The following is a 23,400-nucleotide window of genomic DNA, read 5'->3' as shown; positions in this document are numbered from 1 at the left end:
GCGAAGCATCCGAAATCGAACGCCGGCAGTATATTCCCGGCAAGTTGGATTTTAGATCCAGGAAAGCCCCGACCGTTTTGCTGAAGCAACGGCGGGGCTGTTTATTTCAGGCGGCGCCATACCAAGTCGCGCGGAGATCCTGTCAAGGATCGTGGCGAGCTTACCGGTGGGAAGATTTGATCGAGCCGGCGCCGATATCGATGGTTATGCTGCCGGAAATCCGCACATCGGTATCGCCGATCTTGAACTGGCCAGCACCATTGCCGGGAACTACGTCATCCGGCGCCGGCTCCGGAGCCGGCTCGGCAATACGATAGTCGCTGGTTACGCCGGGCAGGGCGCCTTTCCGCGCAGGCGCCGGACTGTCTTCGGCGAGTACCGTGCCGGAACTCATGACCATGGCGACGGCGCCGACAATCAGCCAGCTTAGACGCGTGCGTGAATCCTTGATAGGCATCGGCGAACTATAGTGCCGCGATGCAGGCGCGGCCAGACTGTTGGCGTCGAAAAAGACCGGCCGCGTCGAAATTGCCGGCGGCCGACTGCCCCCTCAGTTCGCCGGTTTGACCTCACGCCGCTTGTTTGCGCGTGTCAAAAACATGGTCGACAAGGCCCCATTCCCTGGCTTCCTGCGCAGTCATGAAATAGTCCCGGTCGAGCGTGCGCTCGACCTCTTCGTAAGTGCGGCCGCAATGGTGTGCATAAAGGTCAGTCATGCGCCGCTTGGTGCGAAGGATGCCTTCGGCGTGGCGCTGGATGTCGGATGCCTGGCCCTGGAAGCCGCCGAGGGGCTGATGCAGCACGATGCTGGTGTTGGGCAGCGCGATCCGTCGCCCCGGCGTGCCCGCCATCAAAAGGAACGAGGCCATCGAGGCGGCAAAGCCCATGCATACGGTCGATACCGGGCAACTGACATATTGCATCGTGTCGTAGATGGCGAAGCCGCTGGTCACCACGCCGCCCGGCGAGTTGATGTAGAGCGAGATCTCCTTGTCGGGATTGTCCGATTCCAGCGACAGAAGCTGGGCGCAGACCAGCGCCGACGTGCCGTCGTCGATCGGACCGTTGATGAAGACAATGCGCTCGCGCAGCAGCCGCGAAAAAATATCGAAGGCGCGTTCGCCACGGCTCGACTGCTCGATCACCATCGGCACCAGATTGGCAAGACCGCTCATCATCTCTTTCCTTTGCTCTTAGGCCGCGCGCAGGAAGAGGCGAGGCGTGTTTGCCGCGATGGGCTGTTTGGACGGGCTGCCTATCCCCAGCGAGAGCCGGCAGCCGGCGCTGGCAATCGCAACCGCAGGCATTGCGGCGCGGCCAAATCCATCATGGACGATGCGCAGATGCGTGCCGCCGGAAACGGTGCGGTCGAGCGTGAAGGTGACGATGCTGTCGAGCGCATCCTGCTGGTGTGCATCGCCGGGCTGCGGCCGCTCCCGCCAGGAATAGCGCAGCAGGCGTTCCGGCTCCGCATCGAGGATCTCGCACTCAATCGGCGCATTCGGCCCGGTGAAGGCAAAGCGGCTGCCAATTTCGGGCTTGATGTCGTTCGGCATCATCCAGGCCGCGACCAGGTCCGACACCGTCAGCGCCCGCCACACTTTTTCCGGTGGGTCCGGAAGCTCGCATTGGAATTCGATCGAATCAGCCGCTGCCCTTGCGTGTTTGTCGCTCGTCATTGGTCCATATCCTTCAAAACCGCCTTCAGCCTTTCGATGCGCTCGGGCCAGAATGCACGGTAGCGCTCGATCCAGCCCAGCAGGGGAGCAAGCCCCTCGGGATCGGCGCGGTAATAGGCGTTGCGGCCGGCCCGCCGCTCGACCACCAGCCCGGCGCCGCGCAGCACTGCCAGATGCTGCGAGACAGCTGGCTGCGACACCGTCATGCCGCCGCGCAGTTCCGATACGGTCATCTCGCCGGCGGCGAGCCGCTCGTAGACGGCGCGTCGCGTCGGGTCGGCCAAGGCACGAAAAATCTCTGCTTCGATCATGACGAAAGCATAAGTCGATACTTATCGGTTTGGCAAGCGCTCTTTTCACGCCCATATGAAACGACGTAGCGGGTCCCGGCGATTGCTGACATTCCTTGACAACTGAGGTCGATGCGGCATAGAACGAAAAGAGAACAAAAACCTTGTGGGAAAAGGCAGCCACGGCAGGCGGGGATTGTCCGCAGCCTGTAAGGTGAGAGCGACAAATTTGTTTCGGATGAGCGCGGAGAAGTACGATGGCGGGTAGCGTCAACAAGGTCATTCTGGTGGGCAACCTCGGGGCGGACCCTGAAATCCGCCGCCTGAATTCGGGCGACCCGGTCGTCAACATCCGCATCGCCACGTCGGAAAGCTGGCGCGACAAGAATTCCGGCGAGCGCAAGGAAAAGACCGAGTGGCACAATGTCGTCATCTTCAACGACCAGATCGCCAAGGTGGCCGAGCAGTATCTGAAGAAGGGCATGAAGGTCTATGTCGAGGGCCAGCTGCAGACGCGCAAGTGGCAGGACCAGACCGGCAATGACCGCTATACGACCGAAGTCGTGCTGCAGAAATTCCGCGGCGAGCTGCAGATGCTGGATTCACGCGGCGAGGGCGGTCAGGTCGGCAACTATGCCGGCGGTGGCGCGAGCCGCGGCTCCGATTTCGGCCAGTCAGGTCCGAACGAGAACTTCAGCCGCGGCGGCGGCAACAAGGGCGGTGGTGGCGGTTCGTCGCGTGAACTGGACGATGAAATCCCGTTCTGAGCCATGGGCAGATGGCCCCGAGCGGGCGAAGAACGTCAGCTATTTGAAGCCGCCCATGGTGTCCCGAAAATCTGGCTTGGATTTTCGGGACGTTGCGCCAGCGCGTTGAACAGTACGCGGTTGAAAGACGAATTCGGTGAAAGCACGGGTCAAATGGGTCGAGGAGCGCACCTTCGTCGGTGAGTCCGACAGCGGCCATAAAGTGGTGCTCGGAACCGCATTCGGACCGGAAGGCAGGACGCCGGGGCCGAGCCCGATGGAACTGGTGCTGATCGGCACTGGCGGCTGCTCGGCCTATGATGTGGTCCACATCCTCGAAAAGGGGCGCGAGGCGGTCGAAGACTGCGTGGTAGAACTCGATGCCGACCGTGCGGAAACCGATCCCAGGGTTTTCACCCGCATCCATATGCATTTCGTCGTCAAGGGCCGGACGCTCTCGCACGACAAGGTGAAACGGGCGATCGACCTGTCGATCGAAAAATACTGCTCGGCCTCTGCGATGATGGCCAAGACCGCCGCGATCACCCACACCTTCGAGGTCATCGACACGATGGCGAAGTAGCATCCGGCTTCAGCGGTTTGCCTACGCCGCCGCCAGCGCCTTGATGCCGTCGGCGACGAACTGCACGGCAAGTGCTGCCAGGATGACGCCGAGCAGCCGGGTCAGGATCGAGCGGCCGGTCTGGCCGAGGATGCGGTCGATGCGCTCGGAAAGCACGAACACCAGGTAGGTGATGACCAGGCAGATCGCGATGATGCCGGCCAGTGCCGCCTGCGCGCCAAAGCCTTGAAACGAGCCGGAGAGCAGGACGGTCGCCGAAATCGCGCCGGGGCCGGCGATCAGCGGGATCGCCAGCGGGAAGGCGGCGATGTTGTGGATCATGTCCTTGGTGATGGCGACGTCGCCGATCTTCTCCTTGCGGTCCTGCCGGCGCTCGAACACCATTTCAAAGGCGATGAAGAACAGCAGGAAGCCGCCGGCGACGCGGAAGGCCGGCAGCGTGATGCCGAACACCGACAGGATCGACGCGCCGGCGAGGGCAAACAGCGCCATCACCAGGAAACCGATGACCGAGGCGCGGACGGAGACCTGGTTGCGCTCCTCGCGGTTCATGCCGCGTGTCACGGCCAGGAAAAGCGGCGCCAGTCCGGGCGGGTCGATGGTCACCAGAATGGTGACGAAGGCGTTGAACAGGCTGTCGAAGCTCGGCATCTCTGACCCTCCCGCCGGGCCGCGCCCTAGCCCTGGCATTGGTAGAGCAAAGCCGGTTCAGTGGAAACTCCATGAACTGCGGGAGTTCGAAGACCTCAAGGGTCAGAGTGCGAACTTAACCGGCGGCTCCACAGTAGGCCTCGATGCGGTAGCCGTCCGGGTCGATGACAAAGGCGGCATAGTAGTTCTCACCATAGTCGGCGCGCGGGCCGGGTGCGCCATTGTCGCGGCCGCCTGTACGCAAGGCATTTGCCTGGAAGGTATCGACGCTCTCGCGCGTCGGCGCGGCGAAGCAAAAATGCAGGCCGGAGTCCTTGTCGGCCGCAACCGGGCGCGCCGCTTCGTTCACCCACAACGATACCGTCCCGGCGCCATAGCCGAGCGAGCCGGGCGACTGGCTGAGACAGCTGTAGCCAAGCGGCTCCAGCGCGGCGTCGTAGAAGCGCTTCGAGGCATCGGTGTCGCGGACGCCTATCGAGACATGGTCAAGCATTGTTTTCTCCGTTTTTACATTGTGTGTGCCGTCAAGTTCCAGCTGTGCGGCGGGCCAGGAACTCAACCTCCAGCCTCCAGCTCGCACCCTCGTCCTGCGAGCGTTCGCCCAGCCACCGGAATGAATTTTCGGTGATCCGTGAGAAGCTCCAGCGCACCGTAGAGCCGGTGCCATCAACGCCTTGCTGGACGATCGTGTCGCCCTCGGCGCGGCCGAGCTGGCGGCTGTAATACTGGCTGCGCGGATCGCTCCAGAAAATATGCCAGGCGTCGACGCCGGGGTCATAGACGCGCAGCGTCGTGCCATAGAAAGTCCATTTGCCGAGCGACGGCGAGGGGCCGGCATCGCGCGCTGGCAAGATCCACACGTCTTGGATAGCCTTGCCTTCCAGAACCCAACCGAAATGCACCTCGCCGCGCCCGATCAGCACCGAGCCGTCTTCGAGATGACGCGTGGCGTCGAATGCCCATGCGCCGACGAAACGGCCGTAAAGCTTCAGTTTCTCGGCAAGGTTTTCCGCAGGTCCGCCGCTGTGCAGGGCTTCGGCAAAGGAAGATGATGAACTGAACATGGCTCTAGCCTCGTCTTGTCAGTAGACCAACAGGCTAGGCGCTGGCAGGGGTTCTGCGCTTGGGAAAAATTGCTATCTTTCGGCCATGACGACCGCGCGGACTTTGGTATCTGGACCCGATTGGGAAGTGTTGGACGTGGTTTGCACTGCCAGTGCCGCCGACCGCCCGTTCGAGGAACAGCATCGAAGCTTTTGCGTCGCCGCAGTGACCGGTGGCACCTTCCGCTACCGCGCCCGCCAGGGCACGGCGATGCTGGCCCCGGGCGCGCTCCTGCTCGGCAATCCCGGCACATGCTACGAGTGCGGGCACGAGCATGCCGCCGGCGACCGTTGCCTCTCCTTCCATTTCGGATCGGCCTATATGGAGCGGATTGTCGCCGACGTGCCGGGCGCGAACAAGCTGGCCTTCGAGACGCCGCGCCTGCCGCCTTTGTCCGCGCTGGCGCCGTTGCTGGCCGAGGCGGAAGCCGCGCGCGAGACGGCCGATATCGATGCCTTCGAGGAGCTCGGCCTGCGGATTGCCGGCGCTGCGGTGGCCGCGACCTCCGGCGGCGCGCATGCCGGCCGTGCGCCGAGCCGCCGCGACCAGAAACGTGTTGCCGAAGCGGTGCGGCGCATCGAGCTTAATGCCGACCGGCCGGTCTCGCTTGCCGAGCTTGCCAGCGGGACGGCAACCAGTCCCTACCATTTCCTGCGCTCGTTCCGGCAGGTTGCGGGCATGACGCCCTACCAGTTCCTGCTGAAAACCCGGCTGCACAGGGCGGCGGTGCGACTGTGCATGTCGGATGAGCCGATCTCGGCGATCGCCTTCGAGGCGGGATTCAACGATCTGTCGACCTTCAATCGGCGTTTCCGGCGCGTGATGGGGCAGGCACCCAGTGCCTATCGCGCCCGGCGGATCATCTAGATTCCACCGCTCAACAAACGCAATGGCGCGGTCCAACTCCATGGCGTTCGTTGCTTTCGCTCGGAAAAATGCGTTTCAGCGCAGGCTTTGTTTCGGCGGGTCGAAAAAGCCCCTTGGCCATATCGTCGCAATCAGCGGTATCCTTTTGAAATTGCCACAAAAAAGGACATTGGAAAACTGCCGTACACATTGGAGTTTCGGCCCGGCTTCCTATATAAGGCGCAAGTGATTCCTGATTAGATTGTGATCCGATTTGACCGACCAGAAGACACCGCGCGGCGCCGACGGCGGCCCCAACGGCATCGAGCCGATATCCATCATCGAGGAGATGCAGCGTTCCTATCTCGATTACGCCATGAGCGTGATCGTCAGCCGTGCGCTGCCCGATGTGCGCGACGGCCTGAAGCCGGTGCATCGCCGCATTCTCTACGCTGCCTATGAGAGCGGCTACCACTGGAACCGCAAATATGTGAAGTCGGCGCGCCCGGTCGCCGACGTGATGGGTAAATACCATCCGCATGGTGACGCCTCGATCTACGACGCCCTGGTGCGCATGGCGCAGGACTGGTCGCTGCGCGTGCCGCTGATCGACGGGCAGGGCAATTTCGGATCCATCGACGGCGATCCGCCGGCGGCGATGCGCTACACCGAGTCGCGGCTGACTAAGGTCGCACACGAATTGCTGGAGGACATCGACAAGGAAACCGTCGATTTCCAGGACACTTACGATGCCTCGGGCAGCGAGCCGAAGGTTCTGCCGGCGCGCTTCCCCAACCTCCTGGTCAACGGCTCTGGCGGCATCGCCGTCGGCATGGCCACCAACATCCCGCCGCACAATCTGGGTGAGGTCTGCAACGGCGCGATTGCCATCATCGACAATCCGGCGATCGATCTGCCGACGCTGATGGAGATCATTCCCGGGCCCGATTTTCCGACCGGCGGTATAGTGCTTGGCCGTTCCGGCATCTACAGCGCCTATGCGACCGGCCGCGGCTCCATCGTCATGCGCGGCCGCGTCAACGTCGAGGCGCGCGGCAACGACCGTGAATCGATCGTCATCACCGAGGTTCCCTATCAGGTGAACAAGGCATCGATGATCGAGAAGATGGCCGAACTGGTACGCGACAAGCGCATCGAGGGCATTTCCGACATCCGCGACGAGAGCGATCGCCAAGGCTACCGCGTCGTCATCGAACTGAAGCGCGAGGCGGTGGCAGACGTCATCCTCAACCAGCTCTACCGCTTCACACCGCTGCAGACCTCATTCGGCGCCAACATGGTGGCGCTGAACGGCGGCAAGCCGGAAGTGATGACGCTGACCGACATGCTGAAGGCATTCGTCGGCTTCCGCGAGGAGGTAATCAGCCGGCGGACGAAATTCCTGCTGCGCAAGGCACGCGACCGCGCCCATGTGCTGGTTGGCCTTGCCATCGCCGTCGCCAATATCGATGAGGTGATAAAGCTGATCCGCACCGCGCCGGACCCGCAGACGGCGCGCGAGCAGTTGATGGAACGGCGCTGGCCGTCCAGCGACGTCGAATCGCTGATCCTTTTGATCGACGATCCGCGCCACCGCATCAACGAGGACGGCACCTACAATCTGTCCGAGGAACAGGCCCGCGCCATCCTTGACCTGCGCCTGCAGCGCCTGACCGCGCTCGGCCGCGACGAGATCGCCGGGGAATTGAACACCATTGGCGCGGAAATCGTCGACTATCTCGATATCCTGTCTTCCCGCGCCCGCATCCAGCAGATCGTCAAGGACGAGCTTATCGCCGTGCGCGATGAGTTCGGCACACCGCGCCGCACCGAACTCTCCGAGGGCGGGGCGGATATGGAAGACGAGGACCTGATCCAGCGCGAGGATATGGTCGTCACGGTGAGCCATTCCGGCTACATCAAGCGCGTGCCGCTATCGCTTTACCGGGCGCAGCGCCGCGGCGGCAAGGGCCGCTCCGGCATGTCGACCAAGGAAGAGGATTTCGTCACCCGGCTGTTCGTCGCCAACACGCACACGCCGGTGCTGTTCTTCTCCTCGCGCGGCATCGTCTACAAGGAAAAGGTCTGGCGCCTGCCGATCGGCAACCCGCAATCGCGCGGCAAGGCGCTGATCAACATGCTGCCGCTTGAGCAGGGCGAGCGCATAACCACCATTATGCCGCTGCCCGAGGACGAGACCAGCTGGGGCGAGCTCGACGTGATGTTCGCCACCACGCGCGGCACCGTGCGCCGCAACAAGCTTTCCGACTTCATCCAGGTCAACCGCAATGGCAAGATCGCCATGAAGCTGGAGGAGGAGGGCGACGAAATCCTCGGCGTCGAGACCTGCACCGACAATGACGACGTGCTTTTGACTGCTAGCTCCGGCCAGTGCATTCGCTTCCCGGTCGGTGACGTGCGTGTCTTCCAGAGCCGCAACTCGGTTGGCGTGCGCGGCATCGCCATGGCCGACACCGACCGTGTCATCTCCATGGCGGTGATCGAGCATGTCGATGCATCGCCCGCCGAACGTGCCGCCTATCTGAGGCGGGTAGTCGCAGAGCGGCGGCTTGCCGCCGGCATTGCCGCCGGCGAGGAAGAGGAAATCGCACTGACCAATGAGGAGGTCGGCGAGGAAGCGGAGCTTTCCGACGAGCGCTACGAGTTCCTCAAGGCACACGAGCAGTTCGTGCTGACGGTGACCGAATATGGCTACGGCAAACGCTCGTCTTCCTACGACTTCCGCCTGACCGGGCGGGGCGGCAAGGGCATCCGCGCCACCGACGTGTCGAAGACGGCCGAGATCGGCAGGTTGGTCGCGACCTTCCCGGTCGGCAATGACGACCAGATCATGCTGGTTTCGGACGGCGGCACCGTCATTCGCGTGCCCGTCAACGGCATTCGCTTCGCCAGCCGCGCCACCAAGGGCGTGACCATCTTCAACACCGCAGAAGGCGAGAAGGTCGTTTCGGTGGAGCGGATTTCGGAGCCGCAGTCGGACGAGGAAGCCGAAGAGAGTGTCGAGGATGCTGTCGAACCGGATACCGGCGCCGAAGGCGCTGCGCCGGACAGCGCCGAATAAGCCTTGAAATGGCAACGCCGGCCTTATGGGCCGGCGCAATCAAAAAGTGCCGATGAATTCAAAGCCAATGAATTCGGAAACGGCGAGAATTCAGAAGTGGCGGAAAGGCTTGCGGACGCCGAAACCTTCGAGCCGCTTGGTGTTGGCCTTGGCGCGCACGCGTCCTGCTTCCTGATGCAGCCCGAATGCGGTGGCGATCAGCATGGCGACGGTCATTGCGCTGGCGAGCATGTAGATCAGCATGTGCGTGTCTCCTGCGCCTAACAACGATTAAACGGGGTTTTGGTTTCATCCCCTGAAGCTGCAAACTAGTGAACGCTGCGTGAAGCCTTCGTGATTGGCCCGTTCATCTGTCGTTCATGTCGGCCGAAAGGTTCACGAGCGGATTTGCCTTTGCGAGTGAGGCTCGCTAGAAGCACCTGCCATGACCGAACGCATCGCCCTCTATGCCGGCTCCTTCGACCCGCTGACCAACGGCCATCTCGACGTGCTGAAGGCGTCGCTGGCCGTGGCGGATATTGTCTATGCGGCGATCGGCGTCCATCCCGGCAAGAAGCCGCTGTTTTCCTTTGAGGAACGGGTGGAACTGATCGAGACTGCAGCGAAAGCGGAACTCGGCCGCGACGGCGCCCGCATCAAGGTCGTTGCCTTCGATGGGCTGGTCATTGAATCCGCCAGGAAGCATGGCGCCTCGATCATGATCCGCGGCCTGCGTGACGGCACCGACCTCGACTACGAGATGCAGATGGCCGGCATGAACGAAACCATGGCGCCGGAACTGCAGACGGTGTTTCTGCCTGCCAGCCCCTCGGTGCGAACTATTACCGCCACACTTGTCCGCCAGATAGCCTCGATGGGTGGCGACATCCGCGCCTTCGTGCCGGCGGCCGTGGCCGGTGCGCTCACGGCCAAATTTGCGAAGTAAAGATTTCGGAGAAAGATCCATGCAGCTGAAAAGGCTTGCCTCGTTCCTTGTCGTGCTTGCCGGTCTTGTGACCGCGTCCGTTTCGGCCTTCGCCGCCGACCCGGAAAACACCATGATCATCACGCTGAAAGACGGTGACGTCACCGTCGCGCTTCGGCCCGATCTCGCGCCAAAGCATGTCGCCCAGATCAAGAAGCTGGTCCGCCAGGGCGCTTACGACAACGTCGCCTTCCACCGCGTCATCGATGGCTTCATGGCGCAGACCGGCGATGTCAAGTTCGGCAACACGAAGAAAGGCTTCAACGCCGACGCGGTCGGCACCGGCGGTTCCGACCTTCCCGACCTGCCGGCCGAATTCTCGCAGACCGAACATTACCAGCGCGGCGTGGTCGGCATGGCCCGCTCGCAGGATCCGAATTCCGCCAATTCGCAGTTCTTCATCATGTTTGCGCCGGCGCCGCCGCTCGATGGCCAGTACACCATCGTCGGCAACGTCGTCAGCGGCATGGAACTGGTGGACCACATAAAGAAGGGCGACGAGGCGCAGAACGGGACCGTGACCGATCCCGATCGCATGATCAAGGTGCGCATCGCCGCCGACGGCAAGTAGACCTCTCTGTTTTCAAAGGATTTTCTGACATGGCTGAGATCAAGGACCGCGAGAACGCGCTCATCATGGAAACGACCAAGGGAAAGGTCGTCATCGAAATGTTGCCCGACTTGGCGCCCGGCCATGTCGGCCGCATCAAGGAACTGGCGCGCGAAGGCGCCTATGACGGGGTGGTGTTCCACCGCGTCATCGACGGCTTCATGGCGCAGACCGGCGATGTGAAGTTCGGCAATTCCAGCAAGCCGTCTTTCGCACCGTCGCGCGCCGGCATGGGCGGCTCCGACAAGCCCGACCTGAAGGCCGAGTTCTCCAACGCCAATCATGGCCGCGGCACCTGCTCGATGGCGCGCTCGCAGAACCCGAACTCTGCCAATTCGCAGTTCTTCATCTGCTTCGACGACGCTGCCTTCCTCAATCGTCAGTACACCGTCTGGGGGCAGGTCATCGAAGGCATGGACAATGTCGACAAGATCAAGCGCGGCGAGCCGGTGCAGGATCCCGACAAGATCGTGTCGCTGAAGGTCGCGGCCGACGTCAAGTAACCGGTGAAACGACGATGATGGGCGTTGTCTGGTCCCTGCTCGGCATTCTGTCCGGCGCCTTCATCGCCTTTCAGGCGCCGATCAATTCGCAGCTGGCGCGCGGCCTGGGCCTTCCGGTCGCGGCAGCGGCGTTTTCGTTTCTATCGGGCGCGATCGTGCTCGGCATCATCGCCCTTTCAGTGGTGAAGCTGCAAGACATCTCACTCGACTGGAAGGCGCCTGCGCCGTGGCTGTTCATCGCTGGTGGCGTGCTCGGCGGGTTCTACGTCACGCTTTCGACAGTCTTGACGCCGCGCATCGGCGCTGCGGCGCTGATGGCGTTCCTGGTCGCGGGCCAGTTGCTGGCCGGCATGCTTATCGACCGTGTCGGCTTCCTTGGCGTTGCGGTGCGTGAGATTTCGCTTGGCCGCGTCGCCGGCGCGGTGCTGCTGTTGGCCGGAGCGTTGTTGGTCCGGCTCTTTTGATTTCCGATGCGCGTCGACCTCTTTGACTTTGACCTGCCGGAGGAGCGCATTGCGCTTCGCCCGGCCGAACCGCGCGACAGTGCCAGGATGCTGGTGGTCAGGCCGGGTGAAGGGCTTGAGGACCGCACGGTGCGCGATCTGCCAACCCTGATCCGGGCCAGCGATGTGCTGGTCTTCAACGACACGAAGGTCATTCCGGCGCAGCTCAAGGGCATCAGGCGGCGCGGCGGGGCAGAGGCTCAGGTCGAAGCCACGCTGCATATGCGGGTGGCGCCGGACCGGTGGCTGGCTTTCATGCGGCCGGGCAAGCGCATCGCTGCTGGCGATCGCATCCATTTCGGCCATGACGCCAATTCCTGCTTTCTCGGCCAGCTCGACGCCACGGTGATCGAAAAGGGCGAGGCTGGCGAGGCACTGCTCGGCTTCGACCTGTCGGGTGCGTTTCTCGACGAGGCGCTGCACGCTGTCGGCCACGTTCCGCTGCCGCCCTACATCGCCTCGAAGCGCGACGATGACGAACGCGACCGCAGTGATTACCAGACCATCTATGCGCGGGAGGAGGGCGCCGTTGCCGCGCCCACCGCCGGCCTGCACTTTACGCCGGAGCTTTTCGCCGCGCTCGATGCAAAGGGCGTCGAGCGCCGATTCGTCACCTTGCATGTTGGCGCCGGCACCTTCCTGCCGGTGAAAGTCGATGACACCGCCGACCACAAGATGCATGCCGAGACCGGCTCGGTCAGCCATGAAACCGCCGACGCACTGAACGCGGCGAAGGCGAGAGGCGGACGCATTATCAGCGTCGGCACGACCTCGCTACGCCTGTTGGAGAGCGCGGCGCGCGAGGATGGCAGGCTGGCTGCGTGGTCAGGCCCAACCGATATCTTCATCACGCCCGGCTACCGTTTCAAGACCGTCGACATGCTGATGACCAATTTCCATCTGCCGCGCTCGACGCTGTTCATGCTGGTTTCGGCCTTTTGCGGCCTGGAAACGATGCGTGCGGCCTATGCGCATGCCATCGACAGCCGCTACAGGTTCTACTCCTACGGAGATTCAAGTCTTCTGTTCCGGGAGATGAACGATGGACGATGACCTGAAAACGTTTGACCGCGAAGCGCTGATCGCGGAGGTGAAGAAATTGCGGGCCGGCATTCGCGCGCATCGTGACGCCACCGGCCATGATCTCTGCTGGCACCACCCCGATCTGTGGAACCTTTTGCCGGAAAAGACCGAGCCGGCGATCGCCGTGCCGCCCTGGCCAAAATTCATGCGCGGCTGCATCCGTTACCGGCAGTCGCTGGACAGGCAGGCTCCAGGAGCGCCGGTGCACGACAAGGAATTCGATGACTGAGGCGTTCACCTTCGAGGTTCTGGCCACCGACGGCAAGGCGCGGCGCGGCGCGATTACCATGCCGCGTGGAGAAATCCGCACGCCGGCCTTCATGCCGGTCGGCACCGGCGGCACCGTCAAGACGATGTATATGGACCAGGTCCGCGGCGTCGGCGCCGACATCATCCTCGGCAATACCTATCATCTGATGCTGAGGCCCGGCGCCGAACGTGTGGCACGGCTCGGCGGCCTGCATGAATTCGCCCGCTGGCCGCATCCGATCCTCACCGACAGCGGCGGCTTCCAGGTGATGTCGCTGTCGAAGCTGAGAAAACTCACGGAAAAAGGCGTGACCTTCCGATCGCATATCGACGGCGCCGCCTATGAGATGTCGCCGGAGCGCTCGATCGAGATCCAGGGGTTGCTTGGCTCCGACATCCAGATGCAGCTCGACGAATGCACCGCGCTCCCGGCCAAAGAGAAAGAGATCGAGCGCGCCATGGAATTGTCGCTGCGCTGGGCCGAGCGCTGCAAGACGGCGTTCGGCGACCAGGCTGGGAAGGCGATGTTCGGCATCGTGCAGGGCGGCGACATACCCGTCTTGCGCGAGCGCTCTGCGCAGGCGCTTAAGGCGATGGGGCTGAAGGGCTATGCGATCGGTGGGCTGGCCGTCGGCGAACCGCAAGCGGTGATGCTCGACATGCTCGACATCACCTGTGCTGAACTGCCGGCGGACAGACCGCGCTACCTGATGGGCGTCGGCACGCCGGATGACATCCTGAAATCGGTGGCGCGCGGCATCGACATGTTCGACTGCGTGATGCCGACACGCGCCGGCCGCCACGGCCTCGCCTATACGCGGCGCGGCAAGGTCAATTTGCGCAACGCCCGCCATGCCGACGATCCGCGCCCGCTGGACGAAGAGAGCGACTGCCCGGCCGCACGCGATTATTCGCGCGCCTATCTGCACCATCTGGTGCGCTCGCAGGAGGCACTTGGGGCGATGCTTCTGAGCTGGAACAATCTTTCCTACTATCAAAAGCTGATGCAGGATATTCGCGCTGCCATCAAGGTCGGTGCCTTCGAGGAACGGGCGGCGGAAATTGCCGAGGGCTGGGCGCGAGGCGATATTCCAGCGCGTTGACAGAACTCAAGTGCTCAGCGAATTGGACGCGCGCAGGCTGCAGCCAGTGATCTGGAAGCTGCCGTCGGGCTGCTGCTCGAGCGTGTAGACCGCCTCGTAGTCCTTGCCGTCGGGTCCGACGATCAGCACTTGCTGGATGATCGAGGTCGGGCTCGTCTGCTGAACCTTGCCGAAGGAATAGGTCTGCGGTTTGCGCACAGGCGCGTAGCCGTTGGTCACCATGTTCATGAAGGTGTCGACGGTCGGAAAGATGCGCTTCACATTCGGGGCGGCGAAGCTGTAGGCCGCAGCACCGTCATTGGCGATGAAGGCTTTCAGCTGGCTGTCGATGACCGTCTGCGCTGCCTTGACTTCGGCATCGCCGGCAAATGCCGAAGACGCGAAAACGAGTGGAACGACTGCGAACGCGAATAACGTGCGGCGCATAGCCCGTCTCCGTTGTCCCGAGAGATCGCTGTCCGAAGACACATCATACCATACGGTTCGTGGCACTTCGCGGTTTCAACGACGGCAAACATTCTCTTGGTCGCCATGCCGGCGCGGCATGCCGGTGGTTGAATTGAGAGAAGCCGCCGTTGCCAAGGCGCGTTCCGCCTGAGCGCTGTCCTGATGCTTGAAAGCCGGGCGGCAGTCTGCCACAAGGGCCGCTTCTGCGCATGACCCCGAAAATCGGAATCGATTTTCGGAAAGGATCATGCGCAAATCAAAGTACTACAGCGTCCTTTGCGCGTCCCAAAGGACGCGCGGCGCTGTAGGTACGAGCTGAGCAGGACTGGGCAATGAAGACGTTTTTCGTGCAGATAAAGTGCGATCTGGGCAAGGCCTATGACGTCGCCAGCGCTCTGGCCGATGCCGAGATCGCCTCGGAAATCTACTCGACCGCCGGCAATTATGACCTGCTCGCCAAATTCTATGTCGACGACGAGGTAGACATCGGCCATTTCGTCAACGAGAAGGTGCAGATTCTCCCCGGCATCAAGGATACGTTTACGGTCGTCACCTTCCGCGCCTTCTGAGCGCATGACCCGAAAATCGGAATCGATTTTCGGAAAGGATCATGCGCAAAGTCAAAGTGCTACAGCGTGCTTTGCGCGTCTGAAAAGACGCGCGGCGCTGTAGAGTGCCCGGGCACGAGGCAAAGCCTGACCCAGCCATATCGGCGCTGCCCTAATTTTAGGCAGCTGCAACATACTGATCGCCGGCATGCCTCCAAATCACCGATTGCGCTTGATTTTCTCCGACGGGGCCAGTGAAATGGCGCCACAGGGAGTATGCGATTGGCAGCGTTCGACGAAATGCTTCCGGAAGTTTCCGGATTGAGAAAACCGTATTCGGCTTACGATCGCTGGCTGAAGGAACAGGACCCGGCCAGGCTTACCGAGAAAATGCAGGACGCCGAACGCGTCTTCCGCAAGACCGGCATCACCTTCGCCGTTTATGGCGAGCAGGAAGCCTCCGAACGGCTGATCCCCTTCGACATCGTTCCCCGCATCATCTCAGGCAATGAATGGCGCAGGCTGACGCAAGGCATCGAGCAGCGCGTGCAGGCGCTGAACGCCTTCCTCGACGACATCTACCACCGCCAGGAGATCTTGCGCGCCGGCCGCATCCCGAAGGAGCTGATCGCCCGCAACGAGGCGTTCCTGCCTGAGATGATCGGCGTGAGGCCGCCGGCCGGCGTCTACACCCACATTATCGGCGTCGATATCGTGCGCATCAGCGAGAACGAATTCTATGTGCTGGAGGATAATGCGCGCACGCCGTCCGGCGTCTCCTACATGCTGGAGAACCGCGAGACGATGATGCAGCTCTTCCCCGAGCTGTTCCAGCAGATCAAGGTGCGGCCGGTCGAAAACTATCCGCAGCTGTTGCGCCAGTCGCTGGCCGCGGTGCGGCCGCAGAGCACCAAGGGCGCGCCGACCATTGCCGTGCTGACGCCAGGCAGCTTCAATTCCGCCTATTTCGAACATGCCTTCCTTGCCGATCAGATGGGCGTGCAGCTTGTCGAAGGACAGGATCTGCGCGTCGTCGACGGCCATGTCGCGATGCGCACGACCGAAGGCTACAAGCAGATCGACGTGCTCTATCGGCGTGTCGATGACTCTTTCCTCGATCCGCTGACCTTCCGGCCGGACTCCGCACTCGGCGTGCCGGGCATCATGGATGTCTACCGCGCCGGCAACATCACCATCGCCAACGCGCCGGGAACCGGCATCGCCGACGACAAGGCGATCTATTCCTACATGCCCGAGATCGTCGAATTCTACACCGGCCGCAAGGCGATCCTCGGCAACATCCCGACCTGGCGCTGCTCGGAGCCGGACAGCCTGAAATACGTGCTCGAGCACATCCATGAGCTGGTGGTGAAGGAGGTGCATGGCTCCGGCGGCTACGGCATGCTGGTTGGGCCGGCGGCGACCAAGAAGGAATGCCAGGATTTCTCCAGGAAACTCCAGGCAAAGCCGTCGAACTACATCGCCCAGCCAACGCTGGCGCTGTCGACCTGCCCGATCCTAACCGACAAGGGGCTGTCGCCACGCCATGTCGATCTCAGGCCTTATGTACTGGTTTCCGACCGCATCCAGATCGTGCCCGGCGGGCTGACGCGGGTCGCTCTCAAGGAAGGCTCGCTGGTAGTCAATTCCTCGCAAGGCGGCGGCACCAAGGATACGTGGGTGCTGGATGATTAGAGGGCGAATAGTGAATAGTGAATAGGTAAGGATGGTGTGTCGTTGGTCTTGGTGAAACGTCCTGAAGAGAAAAACGCAATGTCGTGTCCAGGCGCAATTTGGTCATTCACCATTCACCATTCACCATTCACTATTCGCCACAGGACCGCCTGACATGCTTCTCGGCCGCACCGCCAATGGGCTCTATTGGATGAACCGCTATATCGAGCGGGCCGAAAACATGGCCCGGCTGGTCGATGCCGGTCTGCGCATGGCGCTGACACGGACGCAGAATGCCTCGGAGGAGTGGAATTCGGTGCTGCTCAGCGCCGGTTCGGACGTTGCCTTCACGCAGAAATACTCGGACTACACCGCCGCCAACGTCGCCGACTTCCTGCTACGCGATACGTCGAACCCGTCGAGCACGATGTCGGCCATCGAGACGGCCCGCAACAATGCCCGCATGGTGCGCACCGCGCTGACGCGCGAAACCTGGGAAAGCATCAACGAAGCCTGGATGTCGCTGAAGCGGATGCTGGCCAGGCCGATCGACGAGCGCGACCTGCCCACCGTGCTCGACGCGATCAAGCGCGAGACGGCGCTGATCCGGGGCTCGTTCTACGGCACCATGCTGCGCAACGAAATCTTCGATTTCTCGCAGCTCGGCACCTATGTCGAACGCGCCGACAACACGGCGCGCATCCTCGACGTGAAATACTACGTGCTGTTGCCGTCGATCTCCTGGGTCGGTTCGACGCTCGACAACTACCAGTGGGAATCGATCTTGCGCTCGGTGTCGGCGCATCGCTCCTATCGCTGGGTCTACGAGGCCGACTACAAGCCGACCAACATCGCCGACTATCTGATCCTCAATGTCCGCATGCCGCGCTCGCTGACCTTTTGCTATCGCTTCCTGGCCGAGCATCTGAAATTCCTCGGCGACGACTACGGCGCGCGTCATGCCTGCCATCAGACGGTCGAAAAGACGCAGGCGATGCTGCGGGCCGGGTCGATCAAGGACATATTCGACGCCGGCCTGCACGAATTCCTGGCCAATTTCATTCGTGACAACACCAGACTCGGCGACGAGATCGCGCAGGACTACAGGTTCTATTGAGGAAGCCATGCGGCTGAAGATCACCCACCGGACCGAATACCGCTACGACGCGCCGGTGCATTATCTCTTGCAGCGGCTGCGGCTGCTGCCGGTCAGCGGGCAGACGCAGACTGTGCTGTCCTGGGCATTGAAGATCGAAGGCGCGCGCGAGGAAGTGCGCTTCACCGACCATTTCGGCAACGACACGCGGCTTCTGAGCGTCGAAGGCGAGCGCGATTTCATTACCGTCGAAGCATCAGGCGAAGTGGTGACGCACGACACATCAGGCATCTCCGGCCCGCATCGGGGCTTCGCGCCGCTGTGGCTGTTTGGCCACGAAACACCGTTGACCATGATCGGCGATGGCATTCGCGACCTTGCGGCATCGGTCGGCAAGGGCACAGATATCGAAAGATTGCACCGGCTGATGGCCATAATTGGCGAACGCGTCGCCTACACGCCCGGCACCACCAATGCGGCGACGCCCGCCGAGGAGGCGCTGGCGCTCAAGACCGGCGTCTGCCAGGACCACAGCCATATCTTTACGGCAGCCGCGCGCGCTATGGGTATTCCGGCCCGCTACCTCAGCGGCTATCTGATGCTGGATGCGAGCGTCGAGCAGGCGGCGAGCCACGCCTGGGCCGAGGCACATGTCTCGGGCCTCGGCTGGGTCGCCTTCGATGTTGCCAACGGTATTTCTCCCGACGAACGCTATGTGAAAGTGGCGACCGGCCGCGATTACCGCGACGCCACGCCGGTATCGGGGATTCGGCTGGGACAGGCGGAAGAACAGCTTGCGGTCACCGTCACGGTAGAGCAGTAATTTCCGGCAAGATTGCTGCCGGAACAGATTCGATGACCTATTGCGTCGGCCTGAAGATCGATCGCGGGCTCGTGTTCATGTCGGACACGCGCACCAATGCCGGCATGGATTCGATCTCGACCTTCAAGAAGATGCATGTTTGGGAAGAGCCGGGCGAACGCGTCATCGTGCTGATGTCGGCCGGTAACCTGGCGACGACGCAGGCCGTGGTCAGCCTGCTCGACGAGCGCACCAAGGCGGTCGAGGATCGCCATGCCACGCTGCTCGAAACGCCCTCGATGTATCAGACGGTGCGGCTGGTCGGCGACACAGTCAAGGAAGTCATCGCCAGCTCGTCCCCGTCCGGCGACAAGGCGGATTCCTATTTCAACGCCTCCTTCATCCTCGGCGGCCAGATCAAGGGCAGCGCACCGCGCCTGTTCATGATCTACCCGGAAGGCAATTTCATCGAATCGACCGACGACACGCCGTTCTTCCAGATCGGCGAAACCAAATACGGCAAGCCGATCATCATCCGGGCCTATGAAAAGACAATGAGCCTGGCCGAGACTGTGAAATTGCTACTGGTGTCGTTCGATTCGACGCTGAAGTCGAACCTGTCGGTGGGCCTGCCGCTCGACCTGCTTTTCTATGAGAAGGATGCCTTCAAGGTCAGCCTGAAGAAGCGGATAGGCCAGGACGATCAATACTATCGCACCATTTCAGACGGCTGGTCGAGCGCGCTGAAGGCGGCCTTTGCCAGCCTGCCCGATTTTCCGGGATAGACAGGGCTTCGGTTTCGCCGCCAACTGCTGATGGTGCTTGCCGCAGCGATCGACGGTGCCTGATGGATTCCAGGGAAATGCAATGAACAACGATGACTTCCGGCAATGGTCGCGGCGCGCCGCTGATTGGGGCGCCGACTACCGCAACACGCTGCGGGGCAGGCCGGTGCGGCCGCGGGTCAAGCCGGGTGACATCCTTGGGAGCATAGAGGCTTCGCCACCCGAAGCAGCGGAACCGATGGACGCAATCTTCGCCGACTTCGAGCAAAAGATCGTGCCGGGCATGACGCACTGGCAGCATCCGCGCTTCTTCGCTTATTTCCCTGCCAACGCGGCACCCGTTTCGGTGGTGGCCGAATATCTGGTCTCGGCGATGGCTGCGCAATGCATGCTCTGGCAGACCTCGCCGGCGGCGACCGAGCTCGAAACGCGAACCGTCGACTGGATGCGCCAGGCGCTCGGCCTGCCGGACGGATTTTCCGGCGTCATCCAGGATTCGGCCTCGTCGGCGACGCTCGCCGCCGTACTGACCATGCGCGAGCGCGCACTCAACTGGCAGGGAAACAAGAAAGGCCTGGCCGGGCAGCCGAGGCTGCGCATCTACTCATCCGACCAGGTTCACACCTCGATCGACCGGGCGATCTGGGTGTCCGGCATCGGCGAGGACAATCTAGTCCGTATCCCGGTTGCCGGCCGCTTTCGCACCATGGATACGGCAGCCCTCGAAGCGGCGATCGTCGCCGACCGGCAAGCCGGTATGCTGCCGGCAGGCATCGTCGCTTGCGTCGGCGGCACCAGCACCGGCGGCACCGATGACATCACTGGAGTTGCCGCAGTGGCTGAGCGGCACGGGCTCTATCTGCATGTCGACGCTGCCTGGGCCGGATCGGCGATGATCTGCCCGGAATACCGGCATTTCTGGGCGGGCGTCGAAAAGGCCGATTCTATCGTCTTCAACCCGCACAAATGGCTGGGCGCTCAGTTCGATTGCTCCATCCAGTTCCTGCGCGATCCGGAAAGCCACGTGAAGACGCTCGCCATCAAGCCGGACTATCTGAAGACCCACGGTCATGACGGCATCATCAACTATTCCGAATGGTCGGTGCCGCTCGGCCGGCGCTTTCGAGCGCTGAAACTCTGGTTCCTGCTGCGCGCCCACGGGTTGGAAAATCTGCGGAACATGATTCGCAATCATGTCGCCTGGAGCGAAAGCCTTGCCGCGCGGCTGGCCATGGAGCCGGATTTCGAGATCGTCAGCGAACCGATGCTGTCGCTGTTCTCGTTCCGGCATCTGGCTGCATCATCCGGGGTCGATCCCGACGAACATAACCTTCGCCTCGTCAACGCAATCAACGACGACGGCCGCATCTACCTGACGCAGACGCGGGTGGATGGGCGGGTCGCGATTCGCTTCCAGGCCGGCCAGTTCGAGACGACGGCGGCGGACGTCGACGCGGCTTTCGACGTGGTCACCGAAATCGCGCGTGGACTGGCTTGATTTGACTTGTCGAGCTTGCGCCAGGTTTGCGTTTGCAGCTATGAGATTTTCATTAGCCGGCTTATGCCTTTTCATCACTTTCGTTTTCAGATATAGACAAGAAAAACGAAAACGGGAGGGTCGTCCATGTATCTGTCGCCGCGTCATGCCGAAATCATCCAGATGGCCAAGGACCATGGCCGCGTGCTGGTCGAAGACCTGGCAACGCATTTCAGCGTGACGCCGCAGACCATCCGCAAGGATCTCAACGATTTGTGCGATCAGCGGCTGCTCTCCCGCATCCACGGTGGGGCGCTGTTCCCGTCCGGCATCGAGAACATGGAGTATGAGGCGCGGCGCAAGATCGCCGCCGAGGAGAAGGAAGCGATCGGTCGCGCAGCAGCGAAGCTGATCCCGGACAATGCCTCGCTATTCATCAACATCGGCACTACGACGGAGTCCGTCAGTAAGGCGCTACTCGACCACAACGGCCTGATGGTCATTACCAATAACATCAACGTTGCCAATAGGATGCGCATATATCCTACGATCGAGGTGGTGATTGCCGGCGGCGTCGTTCGCGGCTCCGACGGCGGCGTGGTCGGCGAGGCGGCGGTCGACTTTATCAGGCAGTTCAAGGTCGACTATGCGGTGATCGGCGCCTCGGCCATCGACCATGACGGTGCGCTGCTCGATTTCGATTTCCGCGAGGTCAAGGTGGCGCAAGCCATCATCGCCAATGCCCGGCACGTCATCCTGGTTTCCGACCAGACCAAATTCGAGCGCACCGCTCCGGTTCGCATCGGCCATCTGTCGCAGGTCAACACCTTCATCACCGACCGCTGCGACATCCCGTCGGTGCGCAAGATCTGTGAGGAAGCGGAGGTTCAACTGATTGAGACAGCGCTCGGCTAGACGCTGTCGAGCGCACCCATCGAAAGCCAGCGATTTTTCGTTTGACATTCGTTCCTATTTCGAAATAATTCCGACATGGTTTCGCAAAAGACCAAAAATGCTGCAATGCGAAATCGCTGGAGGACTTTGTGGACGCATCCCCGATCCATGACATTTTCGTCATCGGTGGCGGCATCAACGGCTGCGGCATTGCCCGCGATGCAGTTGGGCGCGGCTTTTCGGTTTTTCTCGCCGAGATGAACGATTTGGCCAGCGGGACCTCTTCCGGCTCGACCAAGCTGATCCATGGCGGCCTGCGCTACCTCGAATTCTACGAGTTTCGCCTGGTGCGCGAAGCGCTGATGGAGCGCGAGGTTCTGTGGAAGAACGCGCCGCACATCGTCTGGCCGATGCGCTTCGTGCTGCCTTACGCCAAGGGCCTGCGTCCGGCTTGGCTGATCAGGCTCGGCCTTTTCCTCTACGACCACATCGGCGGACGCAAATTGCTGCCGGCGACCCGGACGCTGGACATGACAAAGGATCCTGCCGGCAAGCCGTTGAAGCCGTTGTTTCGGAAGGCCTTCGAATATTCCGACGGCTGGGTCAACGATGCGCGGCTGGTGACGCTGAATGCCCGTGACGCCGCCGATCGTGGTGCGACGATTCGAACCCGCACGAAAGTCGTCGGCGCGCGCAGAGAAGGTAATCTTTGGAGGGTCAGGCTGGAGAGCGTGCTGTCCGGTGACACCGAGGAGGTCAAGGCGCGGCTTTTGGTCAATGCCGCCGGTCCGTGGGTCGATCACGTTTTGTCCGCTACGGTCGGCTTGAACGATGTGCACAATGTCCGGCTGGTGCAGGGCAGCCACATCGTCATTGGCAAGAAATTCGACGACCCGCGCGCCTATTTCTTCCAGAACAAGGACGGTCGCATCATTTTCGCTATCCCCTATGAGGAAGAATTCACGCTGATCGGCACCACCGATCGGGATTATCCCGGCGATCCGCATGAGGTGAAGATCAGCGATGCCGAGATCGACTATCTCTGTGCGGCGGCAAGCGAATATTTCGCGCAACCGGTCAAGCGTTCGGACATCGTCTGGACCTACTCGGCCGTGCGCCCGCTCTATGACGACGGCGCTTCGAAGGCGCAGGAGGCGACCCGTGATTATGTGCTGAAGACCGACGGAGGCGAGGGCGCTGCCCCGATCGTCAACGCCTTTGGCGGCAAGATCACTACCTATCGCCGGCTGGCTGAATCGATGCTGGAGAAGATCGAAGGTTTCCTTGGCAAGCGCGGCAAACCGTGGACTGCCACCGCACCGTTGCCGGGCGGTGATTTTCCGGCCACCGGTTTTGACGCGGAAGTGGCGAAGCTGAAGACGGCCTATCCATTTCTCGACGCGCGTCTCGCCCGCCGGCTGACCCGGCTTTACGGCACTCGCGCAAGGATGCTGCTGGGTCTCGCCAGATCGAATGCCGATCTTGGCCGCAACTTCGGCGCCGATCTCTACGAGGCCGAGGTGCGCTACCTCGTTCAAAACGAATGGGCTGTCACCGCCGAAGATGTATTGTGGCGCCGGACCAAGCGCGGCCTGCATCTCAGCCGCGAGCAGGCCGCAGCGCTGGACGAGTTCATGCGCGGCATAAGCCGCCGCCACGTCGCGGCTGCCGAATAGCCGAC

At 62.0% G+C, this 23,400-nt stretch carries 28 protein-coding genes; 19 read left to right on the top strand and 9 right to left on the bottom strand.

Going from position 1 to position 23,400, the window contains the following annotated elements:
* Positions 1 to 160: 160 nt before the first annotated feature.
* The 4 genes from EN859_RS01650 to EN859_RS01635 all read right to left on the bottom strand — a co-directional run bounded on the left by EN859_RS01650 (position 161) and on the right by EN859_RS01635 (position 1,990).
* Positions 161 to 400: a hypothetical protein gene (locus EN859_RS01650; protein ID WP_189501643.1), complete on the bottom strand. Its 240-nt coding sequence runs from the start codon at positions 398 to 400 to the stop codon at positions 161 to 163.
* A gap of 169 nt (positions 401 to 569) precedes the next feature.
* Positions 570 to 1,175 carry an ATP-dependent Clp protease proteolytic subunit gene (locus tag EN859_RS01645; RefSeq protein ID WP_127852096.1) on the bottom strand — a complete coding sequence of 202 codons (606 nt, stop codon included), beginning with the start codon at positions 1,173 to 1,175 and terminating at the stop codon, positions 570 to 572.
* An 18-nt stretch (positions 1,176 to 1,193) separates the two neighbouring features.
* Complete coding sequence (locus EN859_RS01640; protein ID WP_127852095.1) at positions 1,194 to 1,679, bottom strand: SRPBCC domain-containing protein; 486 nt, start codon at positions 1,677 to 1,679, stop codon at positions 1,194 to 1,196.
* The gene (locus tag EN859_RS01635) at positions 1,676 to 1,990 is read right to left on the bottom strand and encodes a metalloregulator ArsR/SmtB family transcription factor (RefSeq protein WP_127852094.1); all 315 of its coding nucleotides are present in this window, start codon (positions 1,988 to 1,990) and stop codon (positions 1,676 to 1,678) included. Before EN859_RS01635 ends, EN859_RS01640 begins: the two co-directional genes overlap by 4 nt.
* 236 nt (positions 1,991 to 2,226) lie before the next feature.
* Between EN859_RS01635 and ssb the strand changes: the two genes are divergently transcribed.
* Positions 2,227 to 2,736: a single-stranded DNA-binding protein gene (gene ssb, locus EN859_RS01630; protein ID WP_127852093.1), complete on the top strand. Its 510-nt coding sequence runs from the start codon at positions 2,227 to 2,229 to the stop codon at positions 2,734 to 2,736.
* A 136-nt stretch (positions 2,737 to 2,872) separates the two neighbouring features.
* Complete coding sequence (locus EN859_RS01625; RefSeq protein WP_127852092.1) at positions 2,873 to 3,298, top strand: OsmC family protein; 426 nt, start codon at positions 2,873 to 2,875, stop codon at positions 3,296 to 3,298.
* A 21-nt stretch (positions 3,299 to 3,319) separates the two neighbouring features.
* On the opposite strand, the gene EN859_RS01620 is transcribed toward EN859_RS01625, so the two are convergent.
* The 3 genes from EN859_RS01620 to EN859_RS01610 form a co-directional block, all read right to left on the bottom strand.
* Positions 3,320 to 3,949: a MarC family protein gene (locus EN859_RS01620; protein ID WP_127852091.1), complete on the bottom strand. Its 630-nt coding sequence runs from the start codon at positions 3,947 to 3,949 to the stop codon at positions 3,320 to 3,322.
* A 115-nt stretch (positions 3,950 to 4,064) separates the two neighbouring features.
* Complete coding sequence (locus EN859_RS01615; RefSeq protein WP_127852090.1) at positions 4,065 to 4,442, bottom strand: VOC family protein; 378 nt, start codon at positions 4,440 to 4,442, stop codon at positions 4,065 to 4,067.
* Between the two features lie 31 nt (positions 4,443 to 4,473).
* Complete coding sequence (locus EN859_RS01610) at positions 4,474 to 5,013, bottom strand: hypothetical protein (RefSeq protein WP_127852089.1); 540 nt, start codon at positions 5,011 to 5,013, stop codon at positions 4,474 to 4,476.
* A gap of 85 nt (positions 5,014 to 5,098) precedes the next feature.
* Between EN859_RS01610 and EN859_RS01605 the strand changes: the two genes are divergently transcribed.
* On the top strand, positions 5,099 to 5,920 hold the full coding sequence (locus tag EN859_RS01605; RefSeq protein WP_127852088.1) for an AraC family transcriptional regulator: 822 nt from the start codon (positions 5,099 to 5,101) through the stop codon (positions 5,918 to 5,920).
* A 253-nt stretch (positions 5,921 to 6,173) separates the two neighbouring features.
* Positions 6,174 to 8,981 (top strand): DNA gyrase subunit A, encoded by a 2,808-nt coding sequence (gyrA, locus tag EN859_RS01600; protein WP_127852087.1) that lies wholly within the window; start codon positions 6,174 to 6,176, stop codon positions 8,979 to 8,981.
* 90 nt (positions 8,982 to 9,071) lie between these two features.
* On the opposite strand, the gene EN859_RS01595 is transcribed toward gyrA, so the two are convergent.
* Positions 9,072 to 9,224, bottom strand: coding sequence for a hypothetical protein (locus EN859_RS01595; RefSeq protein WP_127852086.1), 153 nt, complete (start codon positions 9,222 to 9,224; stop codon positions 9,072 to 9,074).
* A 181-nt stretch (positions 9,225 to 9,405) separates the two neighbouring features.
* On the opposite strand from EN859_RS01595, the gene coaD reads away from it, so the two are divergent.
* The 7 genes from coaD to tgt are packed head-to-tail and all read left to right on the top strand — an operon-like array spanning position 9,406 to position 13,996.
* The gene (coaD, locus tag EN859_RS01590; RefSeq protein ID WP_127852085.1) at positions 9,406 to 9,906 is read left to right on the top strand and encodes a pantetheine-phosphate adenylyltransferase; all 501 of its coding nucleotides are present in this window, start codon (positions 9,406 to 9,408) and stop codon (positions 9,904 to 9,906) included.
* A gap of 19 nt (positions 9,907 to 9,925) precedes the next feature.
* Positions 9,926 to 10,516, top strand: a complete 591-nt coding sequence (locus EN859_RS01585; RefSeq protein WP_127852084.1) for a peptidylprolyl isomerase — start codon at positions 9,926 to 9,928, stop codon at positions 10,514 to 10,516.
* Positions 10,517 to 10,545: 29 nt separating this feature from the next.
* Positions 10,546 to 11,058 carry a peptidylprolyl isomerase gene (locus tag EN859_RS01580; RefSeq protein WP_127852083.1) on the top strand — a complete coding sequence of 171 codons (513 nt, stop codon included), beginning with the start codon at positions 10,546 to 10,548 and terminating at the stop codon, positions 11,056 to 11,058.
* Positions 11,059 to 11,072: 14 nt separating this feature from the next.
* Positions 11,073 to 11,522: a DMT family transporter gene (locus EN859_RS01575; protein WP_127852082.1), complete on the top strand. Its 450-nt coding sequence runs from the start codon at positions 11,073 to 11,075 to the stop codon at positions 11,520 to 11,522.
* A gap of 6 nt (positions 11,523 to 11,528) precedes the next feature.
* Positions 11,529 to 12,614: a tRNA preQ1(34) S-adenosylmethionine ribosyltransferase-isomerase QueA gene (queA, locus tag EN859_RS01570; RefSeq protein ID WP_127852081.1), complete on the top strand. Its 1,086-nt coding sequence runs from the start codon at positions 11,529 to 11,531 to the stop codon at positions 12,612 to 12,614.
* Positions 12,604 to 12,873 carry a hypothetical protein gene (locus EN859_RS01565; RefSeq protein WP_127852080.1) on the top strand — a complete coding sequence of 90 codons (270 nt, stop codon included), beginning with the start codon at positions 12,604 to 12,606 and terminating at the stop codon, positions 12,871 to 12,873. Before queA ends, EN859_RS01565 begins: the two co-directional genes overlap by 11 nt.
* Positions 12,866 to 13,996, top strand: a complete 1,131-nt coding sequence (tgt, locus tag EN859_RS01560) for a tRNA guanosine(34) transglycosylase Tgt (protein ID WP_127852079.1) — start codon at positions 12,866 to 12,868, stop codon at positions 13,994 to 13,996. The genes EN859_RS01565 and tgt overlap by 8 nt, the downstream gene beginning before the upstream one ends.
* A 6-nt stretch (positions 13,997 to 14,002) precedes the next feature.
* Here tgt and EN859_RS01555 read toward each other — a convergent pair whose 3' ends face one another.
* A complete protein-coding gene (locus tag EN859_RS01555) occupies positions 14,003 to 14,422 on the bottom strand; it encodes a DUF4864 domain-containing protein (RefSeq protein ID WP_127852078.1) in 420 nt (139 codons plus the stop codon).
* A gap of 353 nt (positions 14,423 to 14,775) precedes the next feature.
* Here EN859_RS01555 and EN859_RS01550 point away from each other — a divergent pair, with 353 nt between their 5' ends.
* The 8 genes from EN859_RS01550 (at position 14,776) to glpD (ending at position 23,395) form a co-directional block, all read left to right on the top strand.
* Positions 14,776 to 15,012 (top strand): Lrp/AsnC family transcriptional regulator, encoded by a 237-nt coding sequence (locus EN859_RS01550; RefSeq protein WP_127852077.1) that lies wholly within the window; start codon positions 14,776 to 14,778, stop codon positions 15,010 to 15,012.
* Between the two features lie 261 nt (positions 15,013 to 15,273).
* On the top strand, positions 15,274 to 16,686 hold the full coding sequence (locus EN859_RS01545) for a circularly permuted type 2 ATP-grasp protein (protein WP_189501621.1): 1,413 nt from the start codon (positions 15,274 to 15,276) through the stop codon (positions 16,684 to 16,686).
* Positions 16,687 to 16,840: 154 nt separating this feature from the next.
* A complete protein-coding gene (locus tag EN859_RS01540) occupies positions 16,841 to 17,782 on the top strand; it encodes an alpha-E domain-containing protein (protein WP_127852075.1) in 942 nt (313 codons plus the stop codon).
* A 7-nt stretch (positions 17,783 to 17,789) separates the two neighbouring features.
* Positions 17,790 to 18,584: a transglutaminase family protein gene (locus tag EN859_RS01535; protein ID WP_127852074.1), complete on the top strand. Its 795-nt coding sequence runs from the start codon at positions 17,790 to 17,792 to the stop codon at positions 18,582 to 18,584.
* Positions 18,585 to 18,616: 32 nt separating this feature from the next.
* Entirely contained in the window at positions 18,617 to 19,348 is a 732-nt protein-coding gene (locus tag EN859_RS01530; protein WP_127852073.1) for a peptidase, read from the top strand.
* An 82-nt stretch (positions 19,349 to 19,430) separates the two neighbouring features.
* Positions 19,431 to 20,846 (top strand): aspartate aminotransferase family protein, encoded by a 1,416-nt coding sequence (locus EN859_RS01525; protein ID WP_127852072.1) that lies wholly within the window; start codon positions 19,431 to 19,433, stop codon positions 20,844 to 20,846.
* A 126-nt stretch (positions 20,847 to 20,972) separates the two neighbouring features.
* Complete coding sequence (locus tag EN859_RS01520; RefSeq protein ID WP_127852071.1) at positions 20,973 to 21,740, top strand: DeoR/GlpR family DNA-binding transcription regulator; 768 nt, start codon at positions 20,973 to 20,975, stop codon at positions 21,738 to 21,740.
* A gap of 128 nt (positions 21,741 to 21,868) precedes the next feature.
* On the top strand, positions 21,869 to 23,395 hold the full coding sequence (gene glpD / locus EN859_RS01515) for a glycerol-3-phosphate dehydrogenase (protein WP_127852070.1): 1,527 nt from the start codon (positions 21,869 to 21,871) through the stop codon (positions 23,393 to 23,395).
* Positions 23,396 to 23,400: the final 5 nt, after the last annotated feature.

Origin of the sequence: Mesorhizobium sp. M00.F.Ca.ET.216.01.1.1, assembly GCF_004010325.2 — a bacterium.
In the GTDB taxonomy this organism is placed as follows: Bacteria; Pseudomonadota; Alphaproteobacteria; order Rhizobiales; family Rhizobiaceae; genus Mesorhizobium.
This window is presented reverse-complemented; position numbering and strand designations above follow the sequence as displayed.